The sequence below is a fragment of the Actinomadura napierensis genome (assembly GCF_039529375.1).
GTDB lineage: Bacteria > Actinomycetota > Actinomycetes > Streptosporangiales > Streptosporangiaceae > Spirillospora > Spirillospora napierensis.
Window position 1 is genome coordinate 22,883 of sequence record NZ_BAAAMR010000041.1, and the last position, 19,179, is coordinate 42,061.

The following is a 19,179-nucleotide window of genomic DNA, read 5'->3' on the forward strand; positions in this document are numbered from 1 at the left end:
CTCAGGCGTTTTCAGGCGTTGGCGGGAGCGGCTTCGACGGGCGCGGGCGCGTCCGCGGCGGGCTCCGGACGGCGCAGGACGAACACGCCGACCAGGAACGCGGCGACCAGCAGGCCCGCCGAGACCGTGAAGGCCAGGTGGTATCCACCGGTCAGCGCAGCGGCCTCGGACCGCCCGTCCGCGCGCAGATGCTCGGTGCGGGACGCGGCGAGCGTCGACAGCACGGCCACGCCGAGCGCCATCCCGACCTGCTGGACGGTGTTGAACAGGCCGGACACCAGGCCCGCGTCGTCCGGGCGGGCGTCGGACATGCCGAGCCCGGTCAGCGCCGGCAGGACGAGCCCGCCGCCGGCGATCAGCACCATGACGGGAAGCAGGTCGGTGACGTAGTCCGCGTCCGCCGGGATGCGGGTCAGCCACCCCATGGCGGCCATCAGCAGGACGAGCCCGCCGAGCAGCACGGCCCGCTCGCCGAAGCGGCGGCTCAGCCGCGCCGAGACGAACAGCGAGATCCCGCCGATGGCGACGGCGGCGGGCAGCATCGCGAGCCCGGTCTCCAGCGCGTCGTAGCCGAGGACCTTCTGCATGTAGAGCGCGACGAGGATCTGGAAGGAGAACATCGCCGACAGCGACAGCATCTGCGCCAGGTAGGAGCCGGACGCGTTGCGGGAGCGGAGCAGGCGCAGCGGCATCAGCGGGGTGGCGGCCTTCGCCTGCCGGACGAAGAACCCGGCGAGCAGGACCAGCGAGACCGCGCCGAGGCCGAGGGTGCGGGCCGACGTCCAGCCGGCGGTCTCGGCCTGGACGACGGTGTAGATGCCGAGCATGAGCCCGGACGTGGCCAGCAGCGCGCCCGCGACGTCCGCGCCGGCGCGCAGCCCGATGCCGCGGTCGCGGGGCAGGACGCGGACGGCGAGGGCGATGGTGGCCAGCCCGATCGGCAGGTTGATCAGGAAGATCCAGTGCCAGCTCAGCGCGTCGGTGAGGACGCCGCCGAGCACCTGGCCGATGGACGCGCCGGCCGCGCCGGTGAAGCTGAAGACGCCGATGGCCTTGGCGCGCTCGGCGGGCCCGCTGAACAGCGTCACCAGGATGCCGAGGACGACCGCGGAGGCCATCGCGCTGCCGACGCCCTGCAGGAACCGGGCGGCGACCAGCAGGCCGGGGGTGGTCGCGGCGCCGGCCAGCAGGGACGCGCCGGTGAACACCGCGTTCCCGGCGAGGAACATCGTCTTGCGGCCGATGAGGTCGCCGAGCCGGCCGGCGAGCAGCAGGAGGCCGCCGAAGGCGATCAGGTAGGCGTTGACGATCCAGCTGAGCCCGGCGGCCGAGAAGCCCAGGTCGTGCTGGATGGACGGCATCGCGACGGTGACGATGCTGCCGTCCAGGATCGTCATCAGGGCGGCGGCGGACAGGACGCCGAGTGCGGTCCCGCGGGACCGTGCGGACACGTTCATGGTCATCTCCCGTTCGAGGCGAACGAGAGAGACAGTAGCAGATAGTTTTGTTAGAGACGATCTACTGTCGACCTACTTGTTGCGCTCCCGCTTGCGGCGCACCGGCTGGGCCTGCTCCACCGGGGTGCTCAGGTGCCCTTCGGTCAGCCGCCGCAGCGCCCGCACGAGGACGTCGCGCTCGTCGCCCGGCAGCGAGTCCAGCGCCGCCGCGTGCACGCGGTCGACGATCTCCTGGCCCCGGCGGGCCGTCTCGGCGCCCTTCCCGGTGACGGCGATGATCCGCGCGCGGCGGTCCGTCGAGGACGGCCTGCGCTCGGCGAGGGCGGCCTTCTCCAGGGCGTCCACGGTCACGACCATCGTGGTCTTGTCCATGTCGCCGATCTCGGCGAGCTGGATCTGGGTGCGCTCCTCCTCCAGCGCGTGCACCAGGACGCAGTGCATGCGCGGCGTCAGCCCGATCTCGGCGAGCGCCGCCGTCATCTGCGACTTCAGCACGTGCCCGGTGTGGTCGAGCAGGTAGGACAGGTCCGTCACGGCATTGGCTGGAGCGAGCGCGGTCATGCTTCCAGCGTACCCAAGTAGTTCCGTTTCGGATTATCTACTGCCATTCGCATGCCGGTTGGGATACCGTGGACGCATGAACCGCACCGCGTGCCTCGGTTGGTGGCCGTCCTAGGACGGCCGACACTCACGCACGCATGGGGCCGTCCGCCGGACGGCCCTTTCCTCTTCTCCGCACCCGGGCCGGTCCGGCGGGGCCCGCGACCAGGAGGAGAGAGACGATGCAGACCACCCAGGCGCCCGACCCGTACCGCGACCTCGAAGAGCGCGTCGCCGCCGAGCCCGGCGCGTTCCGGATCCTGACCGGCGACCGGCCGACCGGCGCCCTGCACCTCGGGCACTACTTCGGCACCCTCGCCAACCGCGTCCGCCTGCAGCGCGCCGGCGTCGAGCTGTTCGTGCTGGTCGCCGACTACCAGGTGCTCACCGACCGGGACGTCGCCGAGCGGATGAGCGAGCACGTCGAGGGCCTCGTCGCCGACTACCTCGCCATCGGGATCGACCCGTCCACCGCGACGATCTTCCGGCACAGCGCCGTTCCCGCGCTGAACCAGCTGATGCTGCCGTTCCTGTCCCTCGTCACGGTCGGCGAGCTGAGCCGCAACCCGACGGTGAAGGACGAGATCGCCGCGTCCCGGCAGGCGTCGGTCAGCGGGCTGATGTTCACCTACCCCGTCCACCAGGCCGCCGACATCCTGTTCTGCAAGTCCAACCTCGTCCCCGTCGGCGCCGACCAGCTCCCGCACCTGGAGGTCACCCGGACGATCGCGCGCCGCTTCAACGAGCGCTACGCCCCGGTCTTCCCGGTGCCGGACGCCCTGCTGTCGGCCGCGCCGACGCTCCTCGGCACCGACGGCCGCAAGATGAGCAAGAGCCGCGGCAACGCGATCGCGCTGTCGGCGTCCCCGGACGAGACGGCCCGGCTGATCAGGCGCGCCGTCACCGACGCCGACCGGCACATCGAGTACGCGCCCGACACCCGTCCCGAGGTGTCCAACCTGGTGCTGCTCGCGGCGCTCTGCCAGGGCCGCGACCCGCGCGAGGTCGCCGCGGAGATCGGCGACGGCGGCGCCGCCGCGCTGAAGAGGGCCGTGACCGAGTCGGTGAACGAGTTCCTGCGCCCGATCCGCGCCCGCCGCGCCGAGGTCATGGCCGACCGCGGCCACCTGCGCCGCGTCCTCGCCGAGGGCAACGAACGCGCCACCGCCATCGCCGGCCGCACCCTGGACGAGGTCCGCGAGGCGATGGCGATGGCCATGTGAGGCCGTTCCCGGTCGCGGTGTGCGCCCGCCGCCGGACTCAGGCCGGGTCCGGCGCGGCGGGCTCCCGCGGCCCGATGCCCCTGAGCACGGCGGCCACCAGGTCGTCCTCGTAGTACCGGGCGGCCGGCTCGGCGATGCCCCGCCCCTGGAACAGGGTCGAGAGCACCGGCTCGTGGCAGGCGCCGACGATCATGGAGGTGACGGCGTCGACGGGGGCGCCCGGGTCGATGCGGCCGAGCCCGCGCTCCGCGTCCAGGTAGTCGCGCAGGCGGTGCCGCCAGTCCCGGCCCGGATCGCTCAGCTCCGCGAACCGGGCGAGGACCTCGGGAGTCGCGATCAGGCCGGTCAGCGCCGGGACCATCCGGCCGTGCAGGGCCATGCCGTGGACGACGTAGGCGCGCAGGTTGGCCTCGACCGTCCCGGTGCCCGGCTCGGGCAGCGCGCCCAGCCCGCGCATGATCGCCGTGGCGTGGGCGCGCAGCGCGAGGGCGATCAGCTCTTCCTTGTCGGCGAAGTGGTTGTAGAGGACGCCGCCCGCGACGCCCGCCTCCTGGGCGATGGCCCGGACGGTGAGGCCCGCCGTCCCGCGCTCGGCGATCATCCGCTGCGCGGTGGCGATCAGGTGCTCGCGCAGGGACAGGTCGCCGCCGTCCAGCGCGGCCGCTTTCCGAGGTGACATCACCCCGCATCGTAGTGATCCGCCCGCCGCGGACCCTGACCCATCTCATCGGACCCGTCTCATCGGACCTGTCTCACCGGCGGGCCCGCACCAGCAGCCCGGTGGTGCGCAGCCGGACGGCGCCGTCCCGCTCGAACGGCCGCATCGCCTCGGTGATCGCGGCGCGCAGGCCGGCGCCGTCGCCGAGGTTGTGGCGGACGGGTCCCCAGCCGGCGAGGAAGTCCGCGGCGTCGGCGGCGTCGCGTCCCCAGACCTGGTCGGCGTGCACGGTGCCGCAGGACACGTCGCGGAACCCGGCGGCGTCGAGGATCTCGTGGACGCGGGCCGGGTCGGAGAGCGAGAGCGGCCCGCCGTGCCCGGTCACGGCCTCGGCCTGCGGCGCGATGGCGGCGAACACGGTGCCGAGGTCGGTCTCCGCGAGCGAGGTCATGGCCAGGAAGGCCAGCCGCCCGCCGTCGCGCAGCGCGCGCCGGACGTTGCCGAAGGCGGCGACGGGGTCGGCGAAGAACATGATCCCGGCCCGGCTGACCGCGGCGTCGAACGCGGCGTCCGGGAACGGGTGCACCTGGGCGTCGCCCTGCTCGAACGTCACGTTCGGGACGCCCTCCCGCTCGGTGAGGGAGCGGGCGCGGGCGAGCATCGGCGCGGACAGGTCGACGCCGAGCGCCTCGCCGAGGGGGGCCCGGCGCGCGGCGCGCCGGGTGGTGTAGCCGTTCCCGCAGCCGAGGTCGAGAACGCGGTCGCGCGCGCCGATCGCGGCGGCCTCCAGCAGCGCGCCGTCGAAGCCGTTGTTGACGGCGTCGTACCGGTCGTGGTGGTCGGCCCAGTGCTCGCCCTCATAGCCGTTCCAGGCCTCGGCCTGGCCTGTGTTGACGACGTCCATCGGAGCCTCCCGTGATGTGAACGTATGTTCATGAACGCATGTTCATAATGAGCGCAGGGCGGCGGAAAGGTCAAGCGGGGATGCGTTCGCTCAGCTCAGCGCGCTGACGAAGGCCGCTGTCGCGGGGTCGGTTGCACGGGAATGCAGCAGCTCCGTCCGGTGCAGGACCCGAGGCGCGCGAACGGGCACCTCCGCGAGCCCCTCGCCGCGCGCCAGGCCCGCAGGGAGGACGGCCAGGCCGTGGCCTGCGGCGATGAGCGCGAGAAGGAGCGGAAGGTCGCCGCCCTCGCAGGTCAGGGACGCGGTGAACCCGTCACGGGACCCGACGGCCCGGCGCAGCGCGGGGAGCGGGACGGCTACGTCCGGGACGTCCAGCCACAGCGCGTCGACCAGATCGCCCAGGTCAACACCGGGACGGGACGCCAGCGGATGCGCGGACGGCAGCGCCAGCGCGAGCGGCCGTTCCGCGACGGCGACGGCCGCCAGCGGGACGGTGTCGGTCAGCCGGAGCGGGTCGTTCGGCGCGGCGATCCCGTCGACCAGGCCGATGTCGAGGTCGCCCGCCGCGACCGCCACGTCGATCTCCGTGCGGGCCATCACCCGCACGGCGGCCTCGACGCGCGGGTTGGCGCGGCGCGCGCCGGCGAGCGGCATCGCGATGTGCGCGGCGGCCAGCGGCGACGCGCCGATGCGCAGCCGCGACCGCGGCGCGCCGGACATCCGCACGATCTCCGAGCGTGCCGCCTGGAGCCGCAGCAGGATCGGACCGGCGTGCTCCAGCAGCCGCGCCCCCGCCTCGGTCGTGCCGACGGGGCGGCGGTGCAGCAGCGTGACTTTGAGGTCGTTCTCTAGGGCCGCAATCTGCTGCGACACGGCGGCCTGCGTGTAGCCGAGCTCGGCCGCCGCTGCGGAGAACGAGCCCGTTCGCACGACGGTGACGAAGGTCCGGAGCAGGTGCGGGTCCACGAGATAAGTGTCGCTTATGGTGGCATCGGAAATCATCGTTGGTGCTTAAGCGGGGTGCGGCGCCAGGATCGAGGCATGACCTTCACAGCACGCATCGCCCTGGTGGGAGAGCGGTCCCCGAACGTCCAGTCGCACGTCAGGATCCCCCGGTTGCTGGAGGCCGTCCGGGAGCGCGACGGCCTTCTCGCGGAGGCGTACTGGATCCCGACCGACGAGGCCGGCGGCGGGCTGGACGGCTTCGACGGCGTCTGGCTGCTGCCCGGCAGCCCGTACCGCAGCGAGGCGGGCGCCCTCGCCGCGATCCGCTCGGCGCGGGAGGGCGGGATCCCGCTGCTCGGGACGTGCGGCGGCTTCCAGCACATGGTCCTGGAGTACGCGCGGAACGTCTGCGGGATCGCCGGCGCCCGGCACGCCGAGAACGAGGCGGCCGGCGACGACGCGGTGATCATGCCGCTGGCCTGCTCGCTCGCGGGCCACGAGGGCGAGGTGAACGTGGCGCCCGGCTCGTCCGCCGAGCGGATCATGGGGACCGCGCGCAGCATCGAGCGCTTCAACTGCATGTTCGGGCCGAACCCCGAGTACGTCGGGGCGCTGGAGGCGAACGGCCTGCGCTTCACCGGCCACGACGACGAGGGGCAGGTGCGCATCGCGGAACTGCCCGGCCACCCGTTCTACTTCGCGACGCTGTTCCAGCCGGAGCTGGCCGGGGACGGGAGCCGCCCGCACCCCGTGGTCACCGCGTTCGTCGCCGCCGCCTGCACGGCGGTGAGCGAGAGGGCAGCCGCCGGCTGACCGGCGCCCCGGGCGGCGCCGGTCGTGCGGTGCGTCAGACGCGCTTGTCGAGGATCGGCTCCCGGGCCGGGGCGGAGGGCGCCGGGTCGGCGGCGGGGGCGGCCGGGCGCAGGAACAGCAGGGCGAGGACGACGGTCACCAGCGTCAGGCCGAAGTCCGCCCAGATCGCGGTCTCGGCGGCGGACGCGAACGCGGCCCGGCCGGGGTGCGCGCCCAGCGCGCCGAAGAAGATCGCGCCGAGCACCGCGACGCCGGTCGCGCCGGAGAACTGCTGGGCGGTGCTCAGCACGCCGGACGCGGCACCGGCCTCGGCGGGCCGGATCCCGGACATGACCGCGCCGATCACCGACGGCAGCGTCAGCCCGCCGCCGAGGCCGACCAGGCCGAGCGGTACGAGCAGCCCGGCGGCGGTGACGTCGCCGCCGAGGACGTGCAGCTGGGCGGCGAGGGCCAGCACGCCGAGCGCGGTGACGACCGTCCCGCAGACCAGGACCCCGGCCCCGAACCGGGCGACGAGCGGGCGGCCGAACAGCGAGGCGACCATGGTCAGCAGGGCCATCGGCCCGAACTCCAGGCCCGCCTCCAGCGGCGTCAAGCGCAGGCCGCCCTGCAGCAGCATGGTCAGCACCACGTTCATGCTGCCGAACGAGGCGAGGAACGCCACGTTGATCGCGAGCCCGAGGTCGAACGAGCGGGCCCGGAACAGGCCGAGGTCGAGCAGCGGTTCGCCGCCGGTGCGGGCGAGGCGGCGCTCCCACAGCAGTGTCGCGGCCATGACCGGGACGGACGCGGCGAGCGAGATCCACGTCCAGGCGGGCCAGCCCTGCTCGCGCCCCAGCGCCAGCGGGACGAGCGCGAGCGCGAGGGCCCCGGAGATCCCGGCGGCGCCGGCCGGGTCGAGGCGGGGACGCCGGCCGGAGCGGGTGCCGGGCAGCGAGCGGGCGGCGAGGACGAGCGCGGCGGCGCCGACCGGGACGTTCACCAGGAAGATCGTCCGCCAGCCGAGTCCGAAGAGGTCGGCCTGGAGCAGCAGCCCGCCGCCGACCTGCCCGGCGATGCCGCCGCCGCCGAGGACGACCCCGTACCAGGCCATCGCGCGCGGCCGTTCCTCCGCCGGGAACGCGGACGTGATCAGCGCGAGCACCTGCGGGACCATCGCCGCGCCCGTCAGCCCCTGCAGCAGCCGCGCCGCGACGAGCTGGCCCGGCGACTGCGCGAGCCCGCACAGCAGCGACGCGGCGGTGAAGGCGGCCATGCCGAACAGGAACAGGCGCCGGTGGCCGAACAGGTCGCCGAGCCGCCCGCCGGTCACCATGCCGCTCGCGTAGGTGAAGGCGTAACCGGCGATGACCAGTTCGAGCGCGATCGGCCCGGCGTGCAGGTCGCGCTGGAGGGAAGGCGTCGCGACATTGACCACCATGTAGTCGAACGACACCATGAACGTCGCTGAGAGGATGACCGGCAGGACCAGCCGGCCGTGCTTTGCGGATGCCATGCGGTCCACGGTCGTGGCGCGGCGCCCGTGCCACATGGAGAGGAATACGTAGTCCGGCGGGCCGGGTTCTTCAGATTTCCGGGCCGGGTTGCTTAGGGGGTGTGGTGGCGTCCGTCTTCGTCGCCCGCACGGCCGAGCTGGCCGCGCTGTCGGACGCCTTCGCGCGCGCGTGCGAGGCCGGTCCCGTGGCGACGCTGATCGGCGGGGACGCGGGGATCGGCAAGAGCCGGCTGGTCGCCGAGTTCGCGGCACGGCTGCCGTCCCGGACGCGCGTGGTGCGCGGCGACTGCCTGGAGTCCGGCGGCGGGTTCGCCTACGCACCGTTCATCGCGGCGATGCGCGCCCTGGTCCGCGACCTCGGCCCCGAGCACGGCCCCGAGCACGCCGCCGGCCTGCTCCCCGGCGGCGGACGCCTTGGCCTTGCGCACTGGCTGCCCGTGCTCGGCGCCGCACCGGACGAACCGGACCCGGTGTACGGGAAGGCCCGGCTGTTCGAAGACGTCCTGACGCTGATCGAGGGCGCGGCGCGGGAACGGCCGCTCGTCCTGGTGCTGGAGGACCTGCACTGGGCCGATCCGTCGAGCCGCGAGCTGCTGGTGTTCCTCGTCCACAACCTGGCCGGGCCCGGTGTGCTGCTGGTCGGCACGTACCGTTCGGCGGACCTGGACGAGCGGCATCCGCTGCGTCCGGTGCTGACCGGGCTGGCGCGGTCGCCGCGCGTCCGGCGGATGGAACCCGCGCCGCTGACGTGCGCCGAGGTGCGCGGGCTGGTCGCCGACCGGTTCGGCTACGAGCCGGACCGCGACGTGGTGGAGGAGATAGCGCGGCGTAGCGAGGGCAATCCGCTGTTCGTGGAGGCATTGGCGGACGCCGGCGCACAGGGCGGAACACCGCGTCGCCTGCGGGACCTGCTGTTGGCGGGCTTCCGTTCCCTGCCGGACGGGTCCCGAAGCGTGCTGCACGCCGCGTCCGTGGCGTCGGCATGGGGTGGTGGGCTGGCGCATCGGTTCCTGGCGTCCGTGACAGGGCTGGACGACCTGGCCCTAGAGGACGCAATACGTCCGGCGGTCGAACACGGACTGCTGCTGACGGAAGGTGACGGATACACGTTCCGGCATGCGCTGCTACGCCAGGCCGTCTACGAGGACGTGCTTCCAAGCGCGCGCGCACGTCTGCACAAGCGGTCCGGCGCCGCCTTGCAGGCCGACCCCGGCCTGGTGCCGGACGGCCGCGCCGCAGCGGAGGAGGCGGCGCATTGGTGCGCGGCGGACGAGAAGGAACGGGCGTTCGACGCCCTGTGGCGCGCCGCCGCCGCGGCGCGCGCCGTCCACGCCCATCCGGAACGGCTGCGGATCCTGGAACGCGTGCTGAGGCAGTGGGACGACGTCGCCGAACCCGAACGCGTCCTCGGCGTGGACCGGGCGGAGGTGCTGCACCGCGCGGCGGAGGCGTGCCTGTCGGCGGGCGAGGCGGCGCGCGGCGTCGCCCTCGCGACCGAGGCGCTGGCGGCGCTCGACCGGGAGACCGATCCCGGACGCGCCGCGCTGCTCCTCGAACTGCGCAGCATGCTCCGCCACCGGCTCGGCGACGCCGCGCTCGACGACCTGCGCGCGGCCGTGGCGCTGCTCCCGGCGGAGGCGCCCGCGGCGGTCCGGGGCCGTCCGCTGTCCACGCTGGCGAACCGGTTGTTCCTGCTGTCGAGCCCGGACGAGTCGCGCGCGCTGGCGACCGAGGCGCTCGCGGCGGGCCGCGAGTCGGGGGACGCGCGGGTGCGGGCGTGGGCGCTGCTGACGCTCGGCTCCCTCGACGGCGCCGCCGGCGACCTGGACGCCGCGCTCGCACGGATCGCGGAGGCGGCGCAGGTCACCAGGGCGGCCGGGGAATCGGCGGTCCCGCTCGTCATCGCGGCGATGGCGGAGGCGGACGCGCTGCACGGCATGGGCCTGGACGAGCGGTCCCTGGACGCGGTCACCGCCGGCATGGAGACCGCGCGCCGCGCCGGCCTGGACCGGGACCAGGGCGCGGGCCTCGCCGCGAAGGGCGCCGAGCCGCTGTGGGCGCTCGGCCGCTGGGACGAGGCGGCCGCGCTGCTGCGGGACGTCCTCGCGCTCGACCCGCCGCCGCTTTTCGCCGCGCTGGCCCAGGTCAACCTGGGGACCGTCGTGCTCGCTCAGGGCGACGTCGCGGCGGCCGGGCAGGCGGCGGAGGCCGCGTACGCGATCATGGGGGACACCTACCAGGGCAAGGCGTTCCGGCTGCCGCTGCACGACCTGCGCTGCCAGATCGCGATCGCCCGCGACGACCTCGCCGGCGCCGACGCGATCCTCGGCCGCGCCCTCGACGGCCCCGGACTGTTCGCCACGTCACGCTTCGCGTGGCCGCTGCTGCTGACCGGCGCCCGGCTGTGCGCGGAGCGGCTCGCCCGCCGGGTCGGTGAGCGCGAACGGCCGGCTCAGCTGCGTGACCTGGCCGGGCGCCTGCCGGTGATCGGTCCCGTCCAGCACGCGTACTGGGCCGAGTTCCACGCCGAGGCGGGTGACGGAACCTGGGACGAGGCGGTGCGCGCCTGGCGTGAGGTCGGCCGGCCCTATCCGCTCGCGCAAGCCCTGTTCCGCGCGGCTGAGGCGTCCGGCGTCCCGTCCGCGCAGGCGGCCGAGCGGTGCCGCGAAGCCGCCGCGATCGCCGCGCGCCTCGGCGCGAAACCGCTGCTCAAAGACATCGAACGGCTCGCCGCTCGCGCGCGCCTCTCCCTGGCCGAACCACAACCAGAACCGGAGCCGACGCCCGTCGCGCCCGATCCGGCTCGCCGCCTCGGCCTGACGCGCCGCGAGACCGAGGTGCTGCGGCTCGTCGCGGACGGGTGTAGCAACCGGCAGATCGCTGAGGCGCTGTTCATCTCCGCCCGGACGGCGGGCGTGCACGTGTCCAACATCCTGGCGAAGCTCCAGGTCGCGTCGCGGACGGAGGCGGCGGCGCACGCCCACCGCCTGCGCCTGTTCGACCCGCCCGCCGACTGAAACCCGACGTTCCAGGCCTAGTAGTCCTTGAGCGCGATGGCGGTGGCGGCGGCGTGGATGGGCGCGATGACCTTCGCCATCATCCGCTCCCGTCCCGGCATCCGACCCATCACCCCGAGCATCGCCATCGAGATGCGGACGCCCCGCGCAGTCCGCATCACCATGCGCTTGAGGTTCGCCGGCCCGAGCTTCTGGTTCCGCGCCACGAACGGCCGCATCTCCCGCTCGTACGCGGCGAAGGCCGCCTCGTGGTCGCCCTGCGCCGCCGCCAGCTCTCCGGCCAGCACGTAGGCGCCGACCAGCGCCAGGCTCGTGCCCTGGCCGGACGCCGGGGATGCGCAGTACGCCGCGTCGCCGAGCAGCACGACCCGTCCGTCCGACCAGCGGTCCATGTGGACCTGGGCGACCGAGTCGAAGTAGAAGTCCGGTGCCGCGCCCATCCCGTCCAGCAGCCGCGGGACCTCCCAGCCCTCGCCCGCATACGCGGCGGCCAGCGCCCGCTCCTGCGCGGCCCGCCCGCGCGGGACGCCCGGGTCGTCGGAGCGGAACAGGAACATCGCCTTCGCGTCGGCGTCCCCGGCGACGCTGTAGACGAGGGTCGTCCGGCCGGGGCCGATGTAGGTGACCTCTTCGCGGTCCAGGCCCAGATGGTCGGGGACGCCGAAGATCGAGATGCGGTGGCCGAGGTCGCGGACGAAGCGGTCCTCCGGACCGAACGCCAGCGACCGGGTGGCCGAGTGCAGCCCGTCCGCCCCCACGACCAGGTCGAACGTGCGCGAGGCGCCGCTCTCGAAGGTGACCTCGACCCCGCCGGCCGTCTGTTTCAGCTCGGCGATCGAGTCGCCGAAGAGGTACTCGGCGTCGGTGTGCTCGAACAGCAGCCGGTGCAGGTCGCCGCGCAGGACCTCGGCGTCGCCGTGGACCCGGCCGCCGAACGTGTCGCCGTCCATGCTCGCGACCCGCCGGCCCGCCGCGTCCACGACCGTCCCGCTCCGCACGCCGGTGCGCATGCCGCGGATCTCGTCCAGCAGGCCCATGCGCTCGGCGGCGGTCAGCGCCGCGCCCCGGACGTCGACCTTGTAGCCGCCCGCGCGGATCGCGGGCGCCCGCTCGACCACCGTCGGCGCGAAGCCGTGGCGGCGCAGCCAGAAGGCGAGGGCGAGGCCCGCGATGCCGGCGCCGGAGACCAGGACGTTCGTGTTCTCGTTCATGCCGCGAACGGTACAACCGTTTCAGACAGATGTGCAAGACGTTCGTCTAAGACAAACGTGCCAGAGATCGGCTAGGGTCCTCCCATGGGCAACCGCGAGGACCTCCTGGCCGGCGCGAGGCGCTGCCTGCTGAGCAAGGGCTACGCGCGCACGACGGCGCGCGACGTCGCCACCGAGTCGGGCGTCAGCCTGGCCGCGATCGGCTACCACTTCGGGTCGAAGGACGAGCTGCTGCGTGCGGCGCTGCGCCAGGCGATCGAGGAGTGGGGCGGGGAGATCGCCGCGATCCTGGCCGCCGAGACCGGCCGCGCGCTGTCCGGTGCCGAGCGGTTCGAGGCGACCTGGGCGCGGGTGCTGGAGTCGTTCGCGCGGACGCGCCCGCTGTGGGCGATCCAGTTCGAGGTGATCGCGCAGATCGAGCGGACGCCGGAGCTGCGCGACGCCTTCCCGGAGGCGAACCGGGAGGCGCGGCTCGGGCTGGCCGAGCTGTTCGGCGCCGGCGCGGCGGAGCTGGGGGAGCGGCGCGCCGAGCTGGTCGGCGCCTGCTACCAGGCGCTGCTGGCCGGCCTGGCGGCGCAGGCGCTCGTCGACCCGGACGGCGTGCCCGCCGCGTCCGACCTGCTGGAGGCGGTGCGGGCGATCGGCGCCGGGATAATGTAGAACGGAATTCTTCGTTCCCCTAATATGGACGGCATGGAGACCACGACGCCGGCGCCCATGAGCGGTCGCAAGGCCCAGGCGGCGCGCAACGACGAACTCATCCGGGAGGCGGCCCGGGCGGTTTTCACCGCCGACCCGGGCGCCCCCATCGCGGCCGTCGCCGAGCACGCGGGGGTGGGCATCAGCGCCCTCTACCGCCGCTACAAGAGCAAGGAGGACCTGCTCCAGAAGCTCGCCGACGACGGCATGGACCGCTACCTCGCCGAGGTCGAGGCGGCGCTCGCCGACGCCGGCGACCCGTGGGAGGCGTTCGCCGCGTTCATGCGCCGCTGCCTGGACATCGGCGCCGGATCCCTGACGATGCGGCTCGCGGGCGGCTTCCCGGTCACCGAGGCGATGGGCGACAAGGGCCGCGAGATCCACCTCGCCACGACGCGGCTGCTGGAGCGCACGAAGCAGGCCGGGGCGCTCCGCCGCGAGGTCGAGGTCGGCGACATCTCGGTGATCCTGGAGTACCTGCACGGCATCCGGATCGGCGACGACGAGCGGATGAACCGGCTGCAGCACCGCTACCTGTCACTGATGCTCGACTCGCTGCGCCTGGTCGAGGCCGGGGAACTCCCCGGACCGGCCCCCACCTGGCAGGAACTCCGAGGACGCTATGACGGCCGATAGGCTCGACGGCCGCGCGCTGAACCGGGCGCTGCTGGACCGGCAGCTCCTGCTGCGGCGGCACGAGATGACCGCCGTCGAGGCGGTCGAGCACCTCGTCGGGATGCAGTCGCAGGCCCCGAACCCGCCGCACGTCGGCCTGTGGAGCAGGCTCCAAGGGTTCGGCTTCGACGACCTCGCGGCGCCGATGACCGACCGGCGCGTCCTGCGGATCGTGCTGATGCGCGGGACGCTGCACCTGGTCAGCGCCCGCGACGCGCTGATGCTGCGCCCGCTGACCGAGGTGGTCCTCGGCGGCCACCTCAGGAGCCCGCGCGCCGCCGCCGGCCTCGCCGCCCTCGACCTCCCCGCCGCCGTCGCCTACGCGCGGAAGATCCTGGAGGAGGAGCCGCGCTCGGACAAGGAACTGCGCGCCGCGCTCGGCGAACGCTGGCCGGACGCGGACGCCGCACTGCTCGTCTGGGCCGTCCGCCTCTCGCTGCCGCTGGTGCAGGTCCCGCCGCGCGGGATCTGGGGCGCGTCCGGAGCCGCCCGGCACACGACACTGGAGACCTGGCTGCACGGCCACGACGTCCCGGAGCCGTCCGTGGAGGAGATGGTGCTGCGCTATCTCGGCGCGTTCGGGCCGGCGACCGTCCAGGACGTCCAGCAATGGTCGGGCCTGACCCGGCTGGGCGAGGTGGTCGAGCGGCTCCTGCCCCGCCTGCGGGTCTTCCGGGACGAGGACGGCCGCGCGCTGTACGACCTGCCGGACGCGCCGCGTCCCGGCCCGGACGCGCCCGCGCCCGTCCGGTTCGTCCCCGACTTCGACAACCTGCTGCTCTCGCACGCCGACCGCTCCCGGATCATCAGCAGGGAGCACCGCGCACGGGTCTTCACCGCCAACGGCATCATCCGCGCGACGTACCTGGTGGACGGGTTCGTGCACGGGATGTGGAAGATCGAGAAGGCGCGCGGCGAGGTGACGCTGCGGATCTCCCCGTTCGCCCCCGTCCCGGACGGCGAGCGGGACGCGCTGGCCGAGGAGGGCGAACGCCTGCTCGCCGCCGCGCACCCGGACGCGAAGGCGCACCGCATCGAATTCGAGAGACCGGGCTGAGGGCGGCGCCCCGGGTCGGCCGCGCGCCTTCGCGCAGGGCATCCGGGTCGGCCGCGCGCCTTCGCGCAGGGGGCACGCGGGTCAGCCGCGACCCTTCGCGCAGGGGGCCTCGCGGTTCGGGTCGAGCGACTCCAGCAGCGTGCGCAGGGCCTGCTGGAACTGCAGCATCTGCTCGCGGGTCAGCGGGTCGAACAGGTTCCGGCGGACCTCGGCGACATGGCCCGGGGCGGCCTTCTCCAGCGCGGTGAACCCCTCGTCGGTCAGCTCGGCGATCGTCGTCCGGCGGTCCGCGTCGTCCTTGGACCGGCGCACCCAGCCGGCCTCCTCCAGCCGGTTGACGGCGTGGGAGAGCCGGCTCGGGGACGAGTGGACGATCGTGGCCAGCTCCGTCATCGTCAGGGCGCGGCCGGGCGACTCCGACAGCATCGCCAGGATCATGTAGTAGGCGTGCGGCATGCCGGAGTCGTGCTGGAGCTGGCGGTCCAGGGCCTCGCTCAGCAGCCGCGAGGTCCACAGGAACGCGCGCCAGGTCTCCTGTTCCTCGTCGTCCAGCCACCGCGTATCCGTCATGTCTTTATTTTACGTGATACTTGAAGCCTCAAGGCTTGAACGTTCAATCAATCTGGAGGTATGGTTCAAATCTGAACTTTTTGTGGTCTTGATCCGTTGGGGGCGACATGACCCGGATGCCGGTGCTCTACCTCAGCCACGGCGCGCCGCCGCTGGCCGACGACGCGGTCTGGACCGCCGAGCTCGCCCGCTGGTCGGCCGGGCTGCCGAAGCCCGAGGCGATCCTGATGGTGTCCGCGCACTGGGAGGAGGCGCCGCTGTCGATCGGCGCGACCCGTCCCGTGCCGCTCGTCTACGACTTCTGGGGCTTCCCCGAGCACTACTACCAGGTGCGCTACGCCGCGCCAGGCGCCCCCGAACTGGCCGACGACGTGCGCAAACTCATCCCGGGTGTGCACCAGGACGAGCAGCGCGGCCTCGACCACGGCGCCTACGTCCCGCTCGTGGAGATGTACCCGGACGCGGACGTTCCGGTGCTGCAGATGTCCATGCCGACGCTGGACCCCGAGCGGCTCTTCGAGATCGGCCGGACCCTCGCGCCGCTGCGGGACAAGGGCGTCCTGATCGTCGGCAGCGGCTTCACCACGCACAACCTGCGCGAGATGAGCCCCGCCCCGGACGCGCCGGCGCTCGCCTGGTCGGCCGAGTTCGCCGAGTGGACGGGCCGCGCCGTCGAGGCCGGCGACATCGACGCCCTCCTCGACTTCCGCGCCAAGGCGCCCGCCGCGCGCATCGCCCACCCGCGCACCGAGCACTTCGCACCGCTGTTCGTGGCCCTCGGCGCCGACGCCGACGCCCCGTCCGGGCGCCGCTCCGTCATCGACGGCTACTGGTTCGGCATGGCGAAGCGCTCGTTCCAGTTCGGCTGAGCGCGCAGGAGTAAAGCCCCGGCGGCGGTGTCACGTTCCCGCCGGGGCCCTGCCCTGCCAGCTCACTTCATGCCAGCTCACTTCATGTCGGCGAAACCGGCGCGCCACGACGGCGTCCTCGGCTTCCAGCCGAGGCCGAGCGCCTTGGCGTTCGACACCGGACGGCCCGTCATCGCGGCGTGCTTGCCCGCGTTGCCCGGCGTCGGGGCGCCCAGGGCCGCGCTGTAGACCGGCAGCCACTCCGCCGTCGTCGCCGGCTCGTCGTCGACGACGTTGACGGGCCCGGCCGGCCAGTCCAGCGCGGCGAGCGCCGCCGCGGCGGCGTCGTCGGCGTGCACGAACGACGTCCACGCCGGCGCCAGCCGCAGGCTGCCCGCCTTCACCCGCTGCGCGATCGCGCCGTCCGGCGCGTACCAGGTGCCGGGGCCGTACAGCGCCCCGTACCGCAGCACCACGCCGCGCGTCATCTCGGCCACCGCGTTCTCCAGCGCGGCGATCCCCGCGTAGGGAGGAAGCGAGGGGTCCAGCGGGTCGATCTCGGTCGCGGGCGTGTCGCCCGGCAGGTACAGCCAGGCGATGCTCTGCGCGACCATGGTCCCGACCCCGGCCGCCTTCGCGGCGTCGACCAGGTTGCGGGTGCCCTCGACGCGCAGCCGCGAGTTGGCCTCGAAGTCCTCACCGGTCAGATCGGTGAGCTGGTGAACGACCGCGTCGGGCCGCGCGTCGACGACGGCCGCGCGGACGGCCGCGGCGTCCATGACGTCCACGACGACCGGCGCGGCGCCGAGCTCGGCGATGGAGCCGGTGCGCTCCGGGCGGCGTGTCGTCCCGGCGACCTCGTGGCCCGCCTGGACGAGCAGCGGGATCAGCCGGCGGCCGATGACTCCGGTCGCTCCGGCGAGGAAGATCTTCAAGGGGGTAACCTCCACGACTGTCACGCCTTTGTGGTCGTTCGACGGCAGGATAGGCAGGAGTCCTGATCCAGGTCACGCGCGGCCCCGGCGCGGGCCGCCCCCCGTGGCCGCCGGACGACGGGCGGACGAGCCGCACCGCCCCGTGGAGGCCCGTCCGCCACGAGCGTACCGCCGGAGACCGCCCGTGTGCGTTTCGTGCCCGGCCTGGGGACAATTCTGTGCATGAACATCACTCTCGTCCGGGGCGATATCACCGAGCAGGACGTCGACGCCGTGGTGAACGCGGCGAACTCCTCGCTCCTCGGGGGCGGCGGGGTCGACGGGGCCATCCATCGCAGGGGCGGCCCGGAGATCCTGGACGAGTGCCGCAAACTGCGCGCCTCGCACTACGGCGGCGGGCTGCCGACCGGGCAGGCGGTGGCGACGACGGCGGGCCGGCTGCCCGCCCGCTGGGTGATCCACACCGTCGGCCCGGTCTACTCCGCGTCCGAGGACCGCTCGGACCTGCTGGCCTCCTGCTACCGAGAGTCGCTGCGGGTCGCCGACGAGCTCGGCGCCGCCTCGGTCGCGTTCCCGGCCGTGTCGGCGGGGATCTACGGCTGGCCGATGGACGACGCCGCCCGGATCGCGGTGGGCACGGTGCGGGCGGCGCAGACCAAGGTGGCGGACGCGCGGTTCGTGCTGTTCGACGAGGACGCCTACGCCGCGTTCGAGCGCGCCGTCGGCCTGCCCTAGCCCTCTTCCTTCGGCGGCGGGACGACCAGCACGGGACGGCCGGCATGGTGCAGCACCCGGGTCGACACGCTGCCGAGGATCATCGACCGGGCGCCGGCCAGACCCCGCGAACCCGTCACGACCAGCGAGGCGTCCAGTTCCTCCGCGACGTCGACGATCGCCGCCCACACCGGGCCGCCGCCGCGTTCCGCGCGCGGCGTCACCTGCGTCGCACCGGCGGCCTCGGCCAGTTCGGCGCCCTTGCCGGCGAGCACCTCGGCCTGCTTCTCCTCCTCGAACTTGCCGTCGTCGCCCTGCTCGACGGCCACCGGGACGCCGGCGGCGAGCGGCATCCAGGTGATCTGGGTCAGCAGCGGCTCCCACACGCTCAGGATCACGATCGGTTCCGGGCGCAGGTGCTTGGCCGCGTATTCGATCGCCGTCCTGGCGTCATCAGAACCGTCGAATGCAATGAGAACTGTCATGCCGGAGATATGTCCAAGATCAGCTCGCGCCGAACCCGTGCCGCTCCGGCAGTGGCCAAGCTCTCACCCGGCCGCCGCCGGCCGGCCGGCGCCGGGCGGCCCCGCGAACGCCTGCGCCACGTCCAGCCAGCGGTCGGCGTCCGCGCCTGTGGCGACGACCGCGAGGTCGGCGCGGTTGCGCCGCTGCGTGGCCAGCAGGCAGAAGTCCAGTGCCGGCCCGGTGACGGACTGCGCCGCGCCGTCCGGCCCCCACGTCCACTTCTCGCCGTCCGGGCCGGTCAGCTCCACGCGGAACTCCCCGGCGGGCGGCTCCAGGCCCCGGGTGCGGAAGGCGAAGTCGCGGGCCCGGACGCCGATGTGCGCCACGTGCCGGAGCCGGGCCGTCGGCTCGCGCCGGACGCCGAGCGCGTCCGCGACGTCCTCGCCGTGCGCCCACGTCTCCATCAGCCGCGCCGTCGCCATGGACGGCACGCTCATCGGCGGCCCGAACCAGGGCAGCCGGGTGCCCGGCGGGACCTCGGCGAGCGCCTCGACCATGCCGCGGCGCGCGTCCCGCCACGTCTCCAGCAGGACGGCGGGCTCCCCGGCCGCGCCCTCGCGCGCGCCCCGCTCGACATAGCCGGCGGGATCCGCGACGGCCTCCTCGAGGTGGCGGGCGAACGCGTCGGCGTCGGTGGCCGCGTCGACCGCCTGCCCGTCCGTCCAGGCGAGGTGGGCGATCTGGTGCGCGATCGTCCAGCCCTCGGCGGGGGTCGGGCCGGCCCAGCGCGCGGCGGGCAGCGGCGCCACCAGGGCGTCGAGGGAGTCGCCTTCGGCGGCGAGGTCGGAGAGCAGGCTGTGCAGGTCGGGCATCCGACCAGGATTCCGTGCCGG

The 19,179-nt window shown here is 74.0% G+C and carries 19 protein-coding genes; 8 read left to right on the forward strand and 11 right to left on the reverse strand.

Features of this window, described 5'->3' with window-relative positions; translation table 11 throughout:
- Nucleotides 1–11 precede the first annotated feature (11 nt).
- On the reverse strand, nucleotides 12–1,457 hold the full coding sequence (locus ABD296_RS22910; protein WP_344270500.1) for an MFS transporter: 1,446 nt from the start codon (nucleotides 1,455–1,457) through the stop codon (nucleotides 12–14).
- A gap of 72 nt (nucleotides 1,458–1,529) precedes the next feature.
- On the reverse strand, nucleotides 1,530–2,018 hold the full coding sequence (locus tag ABD296_RS22915; RefSeq protein ID WP_344270503.1) for a MarR family winged helix-turn-helix transcriptional regulator: 489 nt from the start codon (nucleotides 2,016–2,018) through the stop codon (nucleotides 1,530–1,532).
- Nucleotides 2,019–2,239: 221 nt separating this feature from the next.
- Between ABD296_RS22915 and trpS the strand changes: the two genes are divergently transcribed.
- Nucleotides 2,240–3,280, forward strand: coding sequence for a tryptophan--tRNA ligase (trpS, locus tag ABD296_RS22920; RefSeq protein ID WP_344270506.1), 1,041 nt, complete (start codon nucleotides 2,240–2,242; stop codon nucleotides 3,278–3,280).
- Between the two features lie 37 nt (nucleotides 3,281–3,317).
- Here the strand turns inward: trpS and ABD296_RS22925 are convergent, their stop codons facing one another.
- The 3 genes from ABD296_RS22925 to ABD296_RS22935 form a co-directional block, all read right to left on the reverse strand.
- Complete coding sequence (locus tag ABD296_RS22925) at nucleotides 3,318–3,959, reverse strand: TetR/AcrR family transcriptional regulator (RefSeq protein ID WP_344270509.1); 642 nt, start codon at nucleotides 3,957–3,959, stop codon at nucleotides 3,318–3,320.
- 73 nt (nucleotides 3,960–4,032) lie between these two features.
- Entirely contained in the window at nucleotides 4,033–4,842 is an 810-nt protein-coding gene (locus ABD296_RS22930; RefSeq protein WP_344270512.1) for a class I SAM-dependent methyltransferase, read from the reverse strand.
- Between the two features lie 90 nt (nucleotides 4,843–4,932).
- The gene (locus tag ABD296_RS22935; RefSeq protein ID WP_344270515.1) at nucleotides 4,933–5,808 is read right to left on the reverse strand and encodes a LysR family transcriptional regulator; all 876 of its coding nucleotides are present in this window, start codon (nucleotides 5,806–5,808) and stop codon (nucleotides 4,933–4,935) included.
- Nucleotides 5,809–5,883: 75 nt separating this feature from the next.
- On the opposite strand from ABD296_RS22935, the gene ABD296_RS22940 reads away from it, so the two are divergent.
- Nucleotides 5,884–6,600 carry a CTP synthase C-terminal region-related (seleno)protein gene (locus tag ABD296_RS22940; protein ID WP_344270518.1) on the forward strand — a complete coding sequence of 239 codons (717 nt, stop codon included), beginning with the start codon at nucleotides 5,884–5,886 and terminating at the stop codon, nucleotides 6,598–6,600.
- A 34-nt stretch (nucleotides 6,601–6,634) separates the two neighbouring features.
- On the opposite strand, the gene ABD296_RS22945 is transcribed toward ABD296_RS22940, so the two are convergent.
- Nucleotides 6,635–8,095 carry an MFS transporter gene (locus ABD296_RS22945; protein ID WP_344270521.1) on the reverse strand — a complete coding sequence of 487 codons (1,461 nt, stop codon included), beginning with the start codon at nucleotides 8,093–8,095 and terminating at the stop codon, nucleotides 6,635–6,637.
- A 104-nt stretch (nucleotides 8,096–8,199) separates the two neighbouring features.
- On the opposite strand from ABD296_RS22945, the gene ABD296_RS22950 reads away from it, so the two are divergent.
- The gene (locus tag ABD296_RS22950) at nucleotides 8,200–11,112 is read left to right on the forward strand and encodes a helix-turn-helix transcriptional regulator (protein ID WP_344270524.1); all 2,913 of its coding nucleotides are present in this window, start codon (nucleotides 8,200–8,202) and stop codon (nucleotides 11,110–11,112) included.
- A 17-nt stretch (nucleotides 11,113–11,129) separates the two neighbouring features.
- On the opposite strand, the gene ABD296_RS22955 is transcribed toward ABD296_RS22950, so the two are convergent.
- Nucleotides 11,130–12,323, reverse strand: a complete 1,194-nt coding sequence (locus ABD296_RS22955) for an FAD-dependent monooxygenase (protein WP_344270527.1) — start codon at nucleotides 12,321–12,323, stop codon at nucleotides 11,130–11,132.
- Between the two features lie 84 nt (nucleotides 12,324–12,407).
- Between ABD296_RS22955 and ABD296_RS22960 the strand changes: the two genes are divergently transcribed.
- The 3 genes from ABD296_RS22960 to ABD296_RS22970 are packed head-to-tail and all read left to right on the forward strand — an operon-like array spanning nucleotide 12,408 to nucleotide 14,754.
- Nucleotides 12,408–12,983, forward strand: a complete 576-nt coding sequence (locus ABD296_RS22960) for a TetR/AcrR family transcriptional regulator (RefSeq protein WP_344270530.1) — start codon at nucleotides 12,408–12,410, stop codon at nucleotides 12,981–12,983.
- Nucleotides 12,984–13,016: 33 nt separating this feature from the next.
- Entirely contained in the window at nucleotides 13,017–13,658 is a 642-nt protein-coding gene (locus tag ABD296_RS22965; protein ID WP_344270533.1) for a TetR/AcrR family transcriptional regulator, read from the forward strand.
- Nucleotides 13,645–14,754 carry a winged helix DNA-binding domain-containing protein gene (locus tag ABD296_RS22970; RefSeq protein ID WP_344270536.1) on the forward strand — a complete coding sequence of 370 codons (1,110 nt, stop codon included), beginning with the start codon at nucleotides 13,645–13,647 and terminating at the stop codon, nucleotides 14,752–14,754. Before ABD296_RS22965 ends, ABD296_RS22970 begins: the two co-directional genes overlap by 14 nt.
- 81 nt (nucleotides 14,755–14,835) lie before the next feature.
- Here the strand turns inward: ABD296_RS22970 and ABD296_RS22975 are convergent, their stop codons facing one another.
- Nucleotides 14,836–15,324 carry a MarR family winged helix-turn-helix transcriptional regulator gene (locus ABD296_RS22975; protein WP_344270538.1) on the reverse strand — a complete coding sequence of 163 codons (489 nt, stop codon included), beginning with the start codon at nucleotides 15,322–15,324 and terminating at the stop codon, nucleotides 14,836–14,838.
- Nucleotides 15,325–15,431: 107 nt separating this feature from the next.
- Between ABD296_RS22975 and ABD296_RS22980 the strand changes: the two genes are divergently transcribed.
- Complete coding sequence (locus ABD296_RS22980) at nucleotides 15,432–16,193, forward strand: dioxygenase family protein (protein WP_344270541.1); 762 nt, start codon at nucleotides 15,432–15,434, stop codon at nucleotides 16,191–16,193.
- A 77-nt stretch (nucleotides 16,194–16,270) separates the two neighbouring features.
- On the opposite strand, the gene ABD296_RS22985 is transcribed toward ABD296_RS22980, so the two are convergent.
- Nucleotides 16,271–17,107: an NAD-dependent epimerase/dehydratase family protein gene (locus tag ABD296_RS22985; protein WP_344270544.1), complete on the reverse strand. Its 837-nt coding sequence runs from the start codon at nucleotides 17,105–17,107 to the stop codon at nucleotides 16,271–16,273.
- Nucleotides 17,108–17,329: 222 nt separating this feature from the next.
- Here ABD296_RS22985 and ABD296_RS22990 point away from each other — a divergent pair, with 222 nt between their 5' ends.
- Nucleotides 17,330–17,842, forward strand: a complete 513-nt coding sequence (locus tag ABD296_RS22990; RefSeq protein WP_344270547.1) for an O-acetyl-ADP-ribose deacetylase — start codon at nucleotides 17,330–17,332, stop codon at nucleotides 17,840–17,842.
- Here the strand turns inward: ABD296_RS22990 and ABD296_RS22995 are convergent.
- Together ABD296_RS22995 and ABD296_RS23000 are read right to left on the reverse strand one after the other, a co-directional pair.
- Entirely contained in the window at nucleotides 17,839–18,306 is a 468-nt protein-coding gene (locus ABD296_RS22995) for a universal stress protein (RefSeq protein WP_344270550.1), read from the reverse strand. The two genes, ABD296_RS22990 and ABD296_RS22995, sit on opposite strands and share 4 nt — an antisense overlap.
- Nucleotides 18,307–18,369: 63 nt before the next feature.
- Nucleotides 18,370–19,158, reverse strand: a complete 789-nt coding sequence (locus ABD296_RS23000) for a TIGR03084 family metal-binding protein (RefSeq protein WP_344270553.1) — start codon at nucleotides 19,156–19,158, stop codon at nucleotides 18,370–18,372.
- Nucleotides 19,159–19,179: the final 21 nt, after the last annotated feature.

What these genes read in the sequence shown, in the direction of transcription:
- ABD296_RS22910 (WP_344270500.1), bottom strand. Translation starts at nt 1,457, where the DNA reads ATGAACGTGTCCGCACGGTCCCGCGGGACCGCACTCGGCGTCCTGTCC.
- ABD296_RS22915 (WP_344270503.1), bottom strand. Translation starts at nt 2,018, where the DNA reads ATGACCGCGCTCGCTCCAGCCAATGCCGTGACGGACCTGTCCTACCTG.
- trpS (WP_344270506.1), top strand. Translation starts at nt 2,240, where the DNA reads ATGCAGACCACCCAGGCGCCCGACCCGTACCGCGACCTCGAAGAGCGC.
- ABD296_RS22925 (WP_344270509.1), bottom strand. Translation starts at nt 3,959, where the DNA reads ATGTCACCTCGGAAAGCGGCCGCGCTGGACGGCGGCGACCTGTCCCTG.
- ABD296_RS22930 (WP_344270512.1), bottom strand. Translation starts at nt 4,842, where the DNA reads ATGGACGTCGTCAACACAGGCCAGGCCGAGGCCTGGAACGGCTATGAG.
- ABD296_RS22940 (WP_344270518.1), top strand. Translation starts at nt 5,884, where the DNA reads ATGACCTTCACAGCACGCATCGCCCTGGTGGGAGAGCGGTCCCCGAAC.
- ABD296_RS22945 (WP_344270521.1), bottom strand. Translation starts at nt 8,095, where the DNA reads ATGGCATCCGCAAAGCACGGCCGGCTGGTCCTGCCGGTCATCCTCTCA.
- ABD296_RS22955 (WP_344270527.1), bottom strand. Translation starts at nt 12,323, where the DNA reads ATGAACGAGAACACGAACGTCCTGGTCTCCGGCGCCGGCATCGCGGGC.
- ABD296_RS22960 (WP_344270530.1), top strand. Translation starts at nt 12,408, where the DNA reads ATGGGCAACCGCGAGGACCTCCTGGCCGGCGCGAGGCGCTGCCTGCTG.
- ABD296_RS22965 (WP_344270533.1), top strand. Translation starts at nt 13,017, where the DNA reads ATGGAGACCACGACGCCGGCGCCCATGAGCGGTCGCAAGGCCCAGGCG.
- ABD296_RS22970 (WP_344270536.1), top strand. Translation starts at nt 13,645, where the DNA reads ATGACGGCCGATAGGCTCGACGGCCGCGCGCTGAACCGGGCGCTGCTG.
- ABD296_RS22975 (WP_344270538.1), bottom strand. Translation starts at nt 15,324, where the DNA reads ATGACGGATACGCGGTGGCTGGACGACGAGGAACAGGAGACCTGGCGC.
- ABD296_RS22980 (WP_344270541.1), top strand. Translation starts at nt 15,432, where the DNA reads ATGACCCGGATGCCGGTGCTCTACCTCAGCCACGGCGCGCCGCCGCTG.
- ABD296_RS22990 (WP_344270547.1), top strand. Translation starts at nt 17,330, where the DNA reads ATGAACATCACTCTCGTCCGGGGCGATATCACCGAGCAGGACGTCGAC.
- ABD296_RS22995 (WP_344270550.1), bottom strand. Translation starts at nt 18,306, where the DNA reads ATGACAGTTCTCATTGCATTCGACGGTTCTGATGACGCCAGGACGGCG.
- ABD296_RS23000 (WP_344270553.1), bottom strand. Translation starts at nt 19,158, where the DNA reads ATGCCCGACCTGCACAGCCTGCTCTCCGACCTCGCCGCCGAAGGCGAC.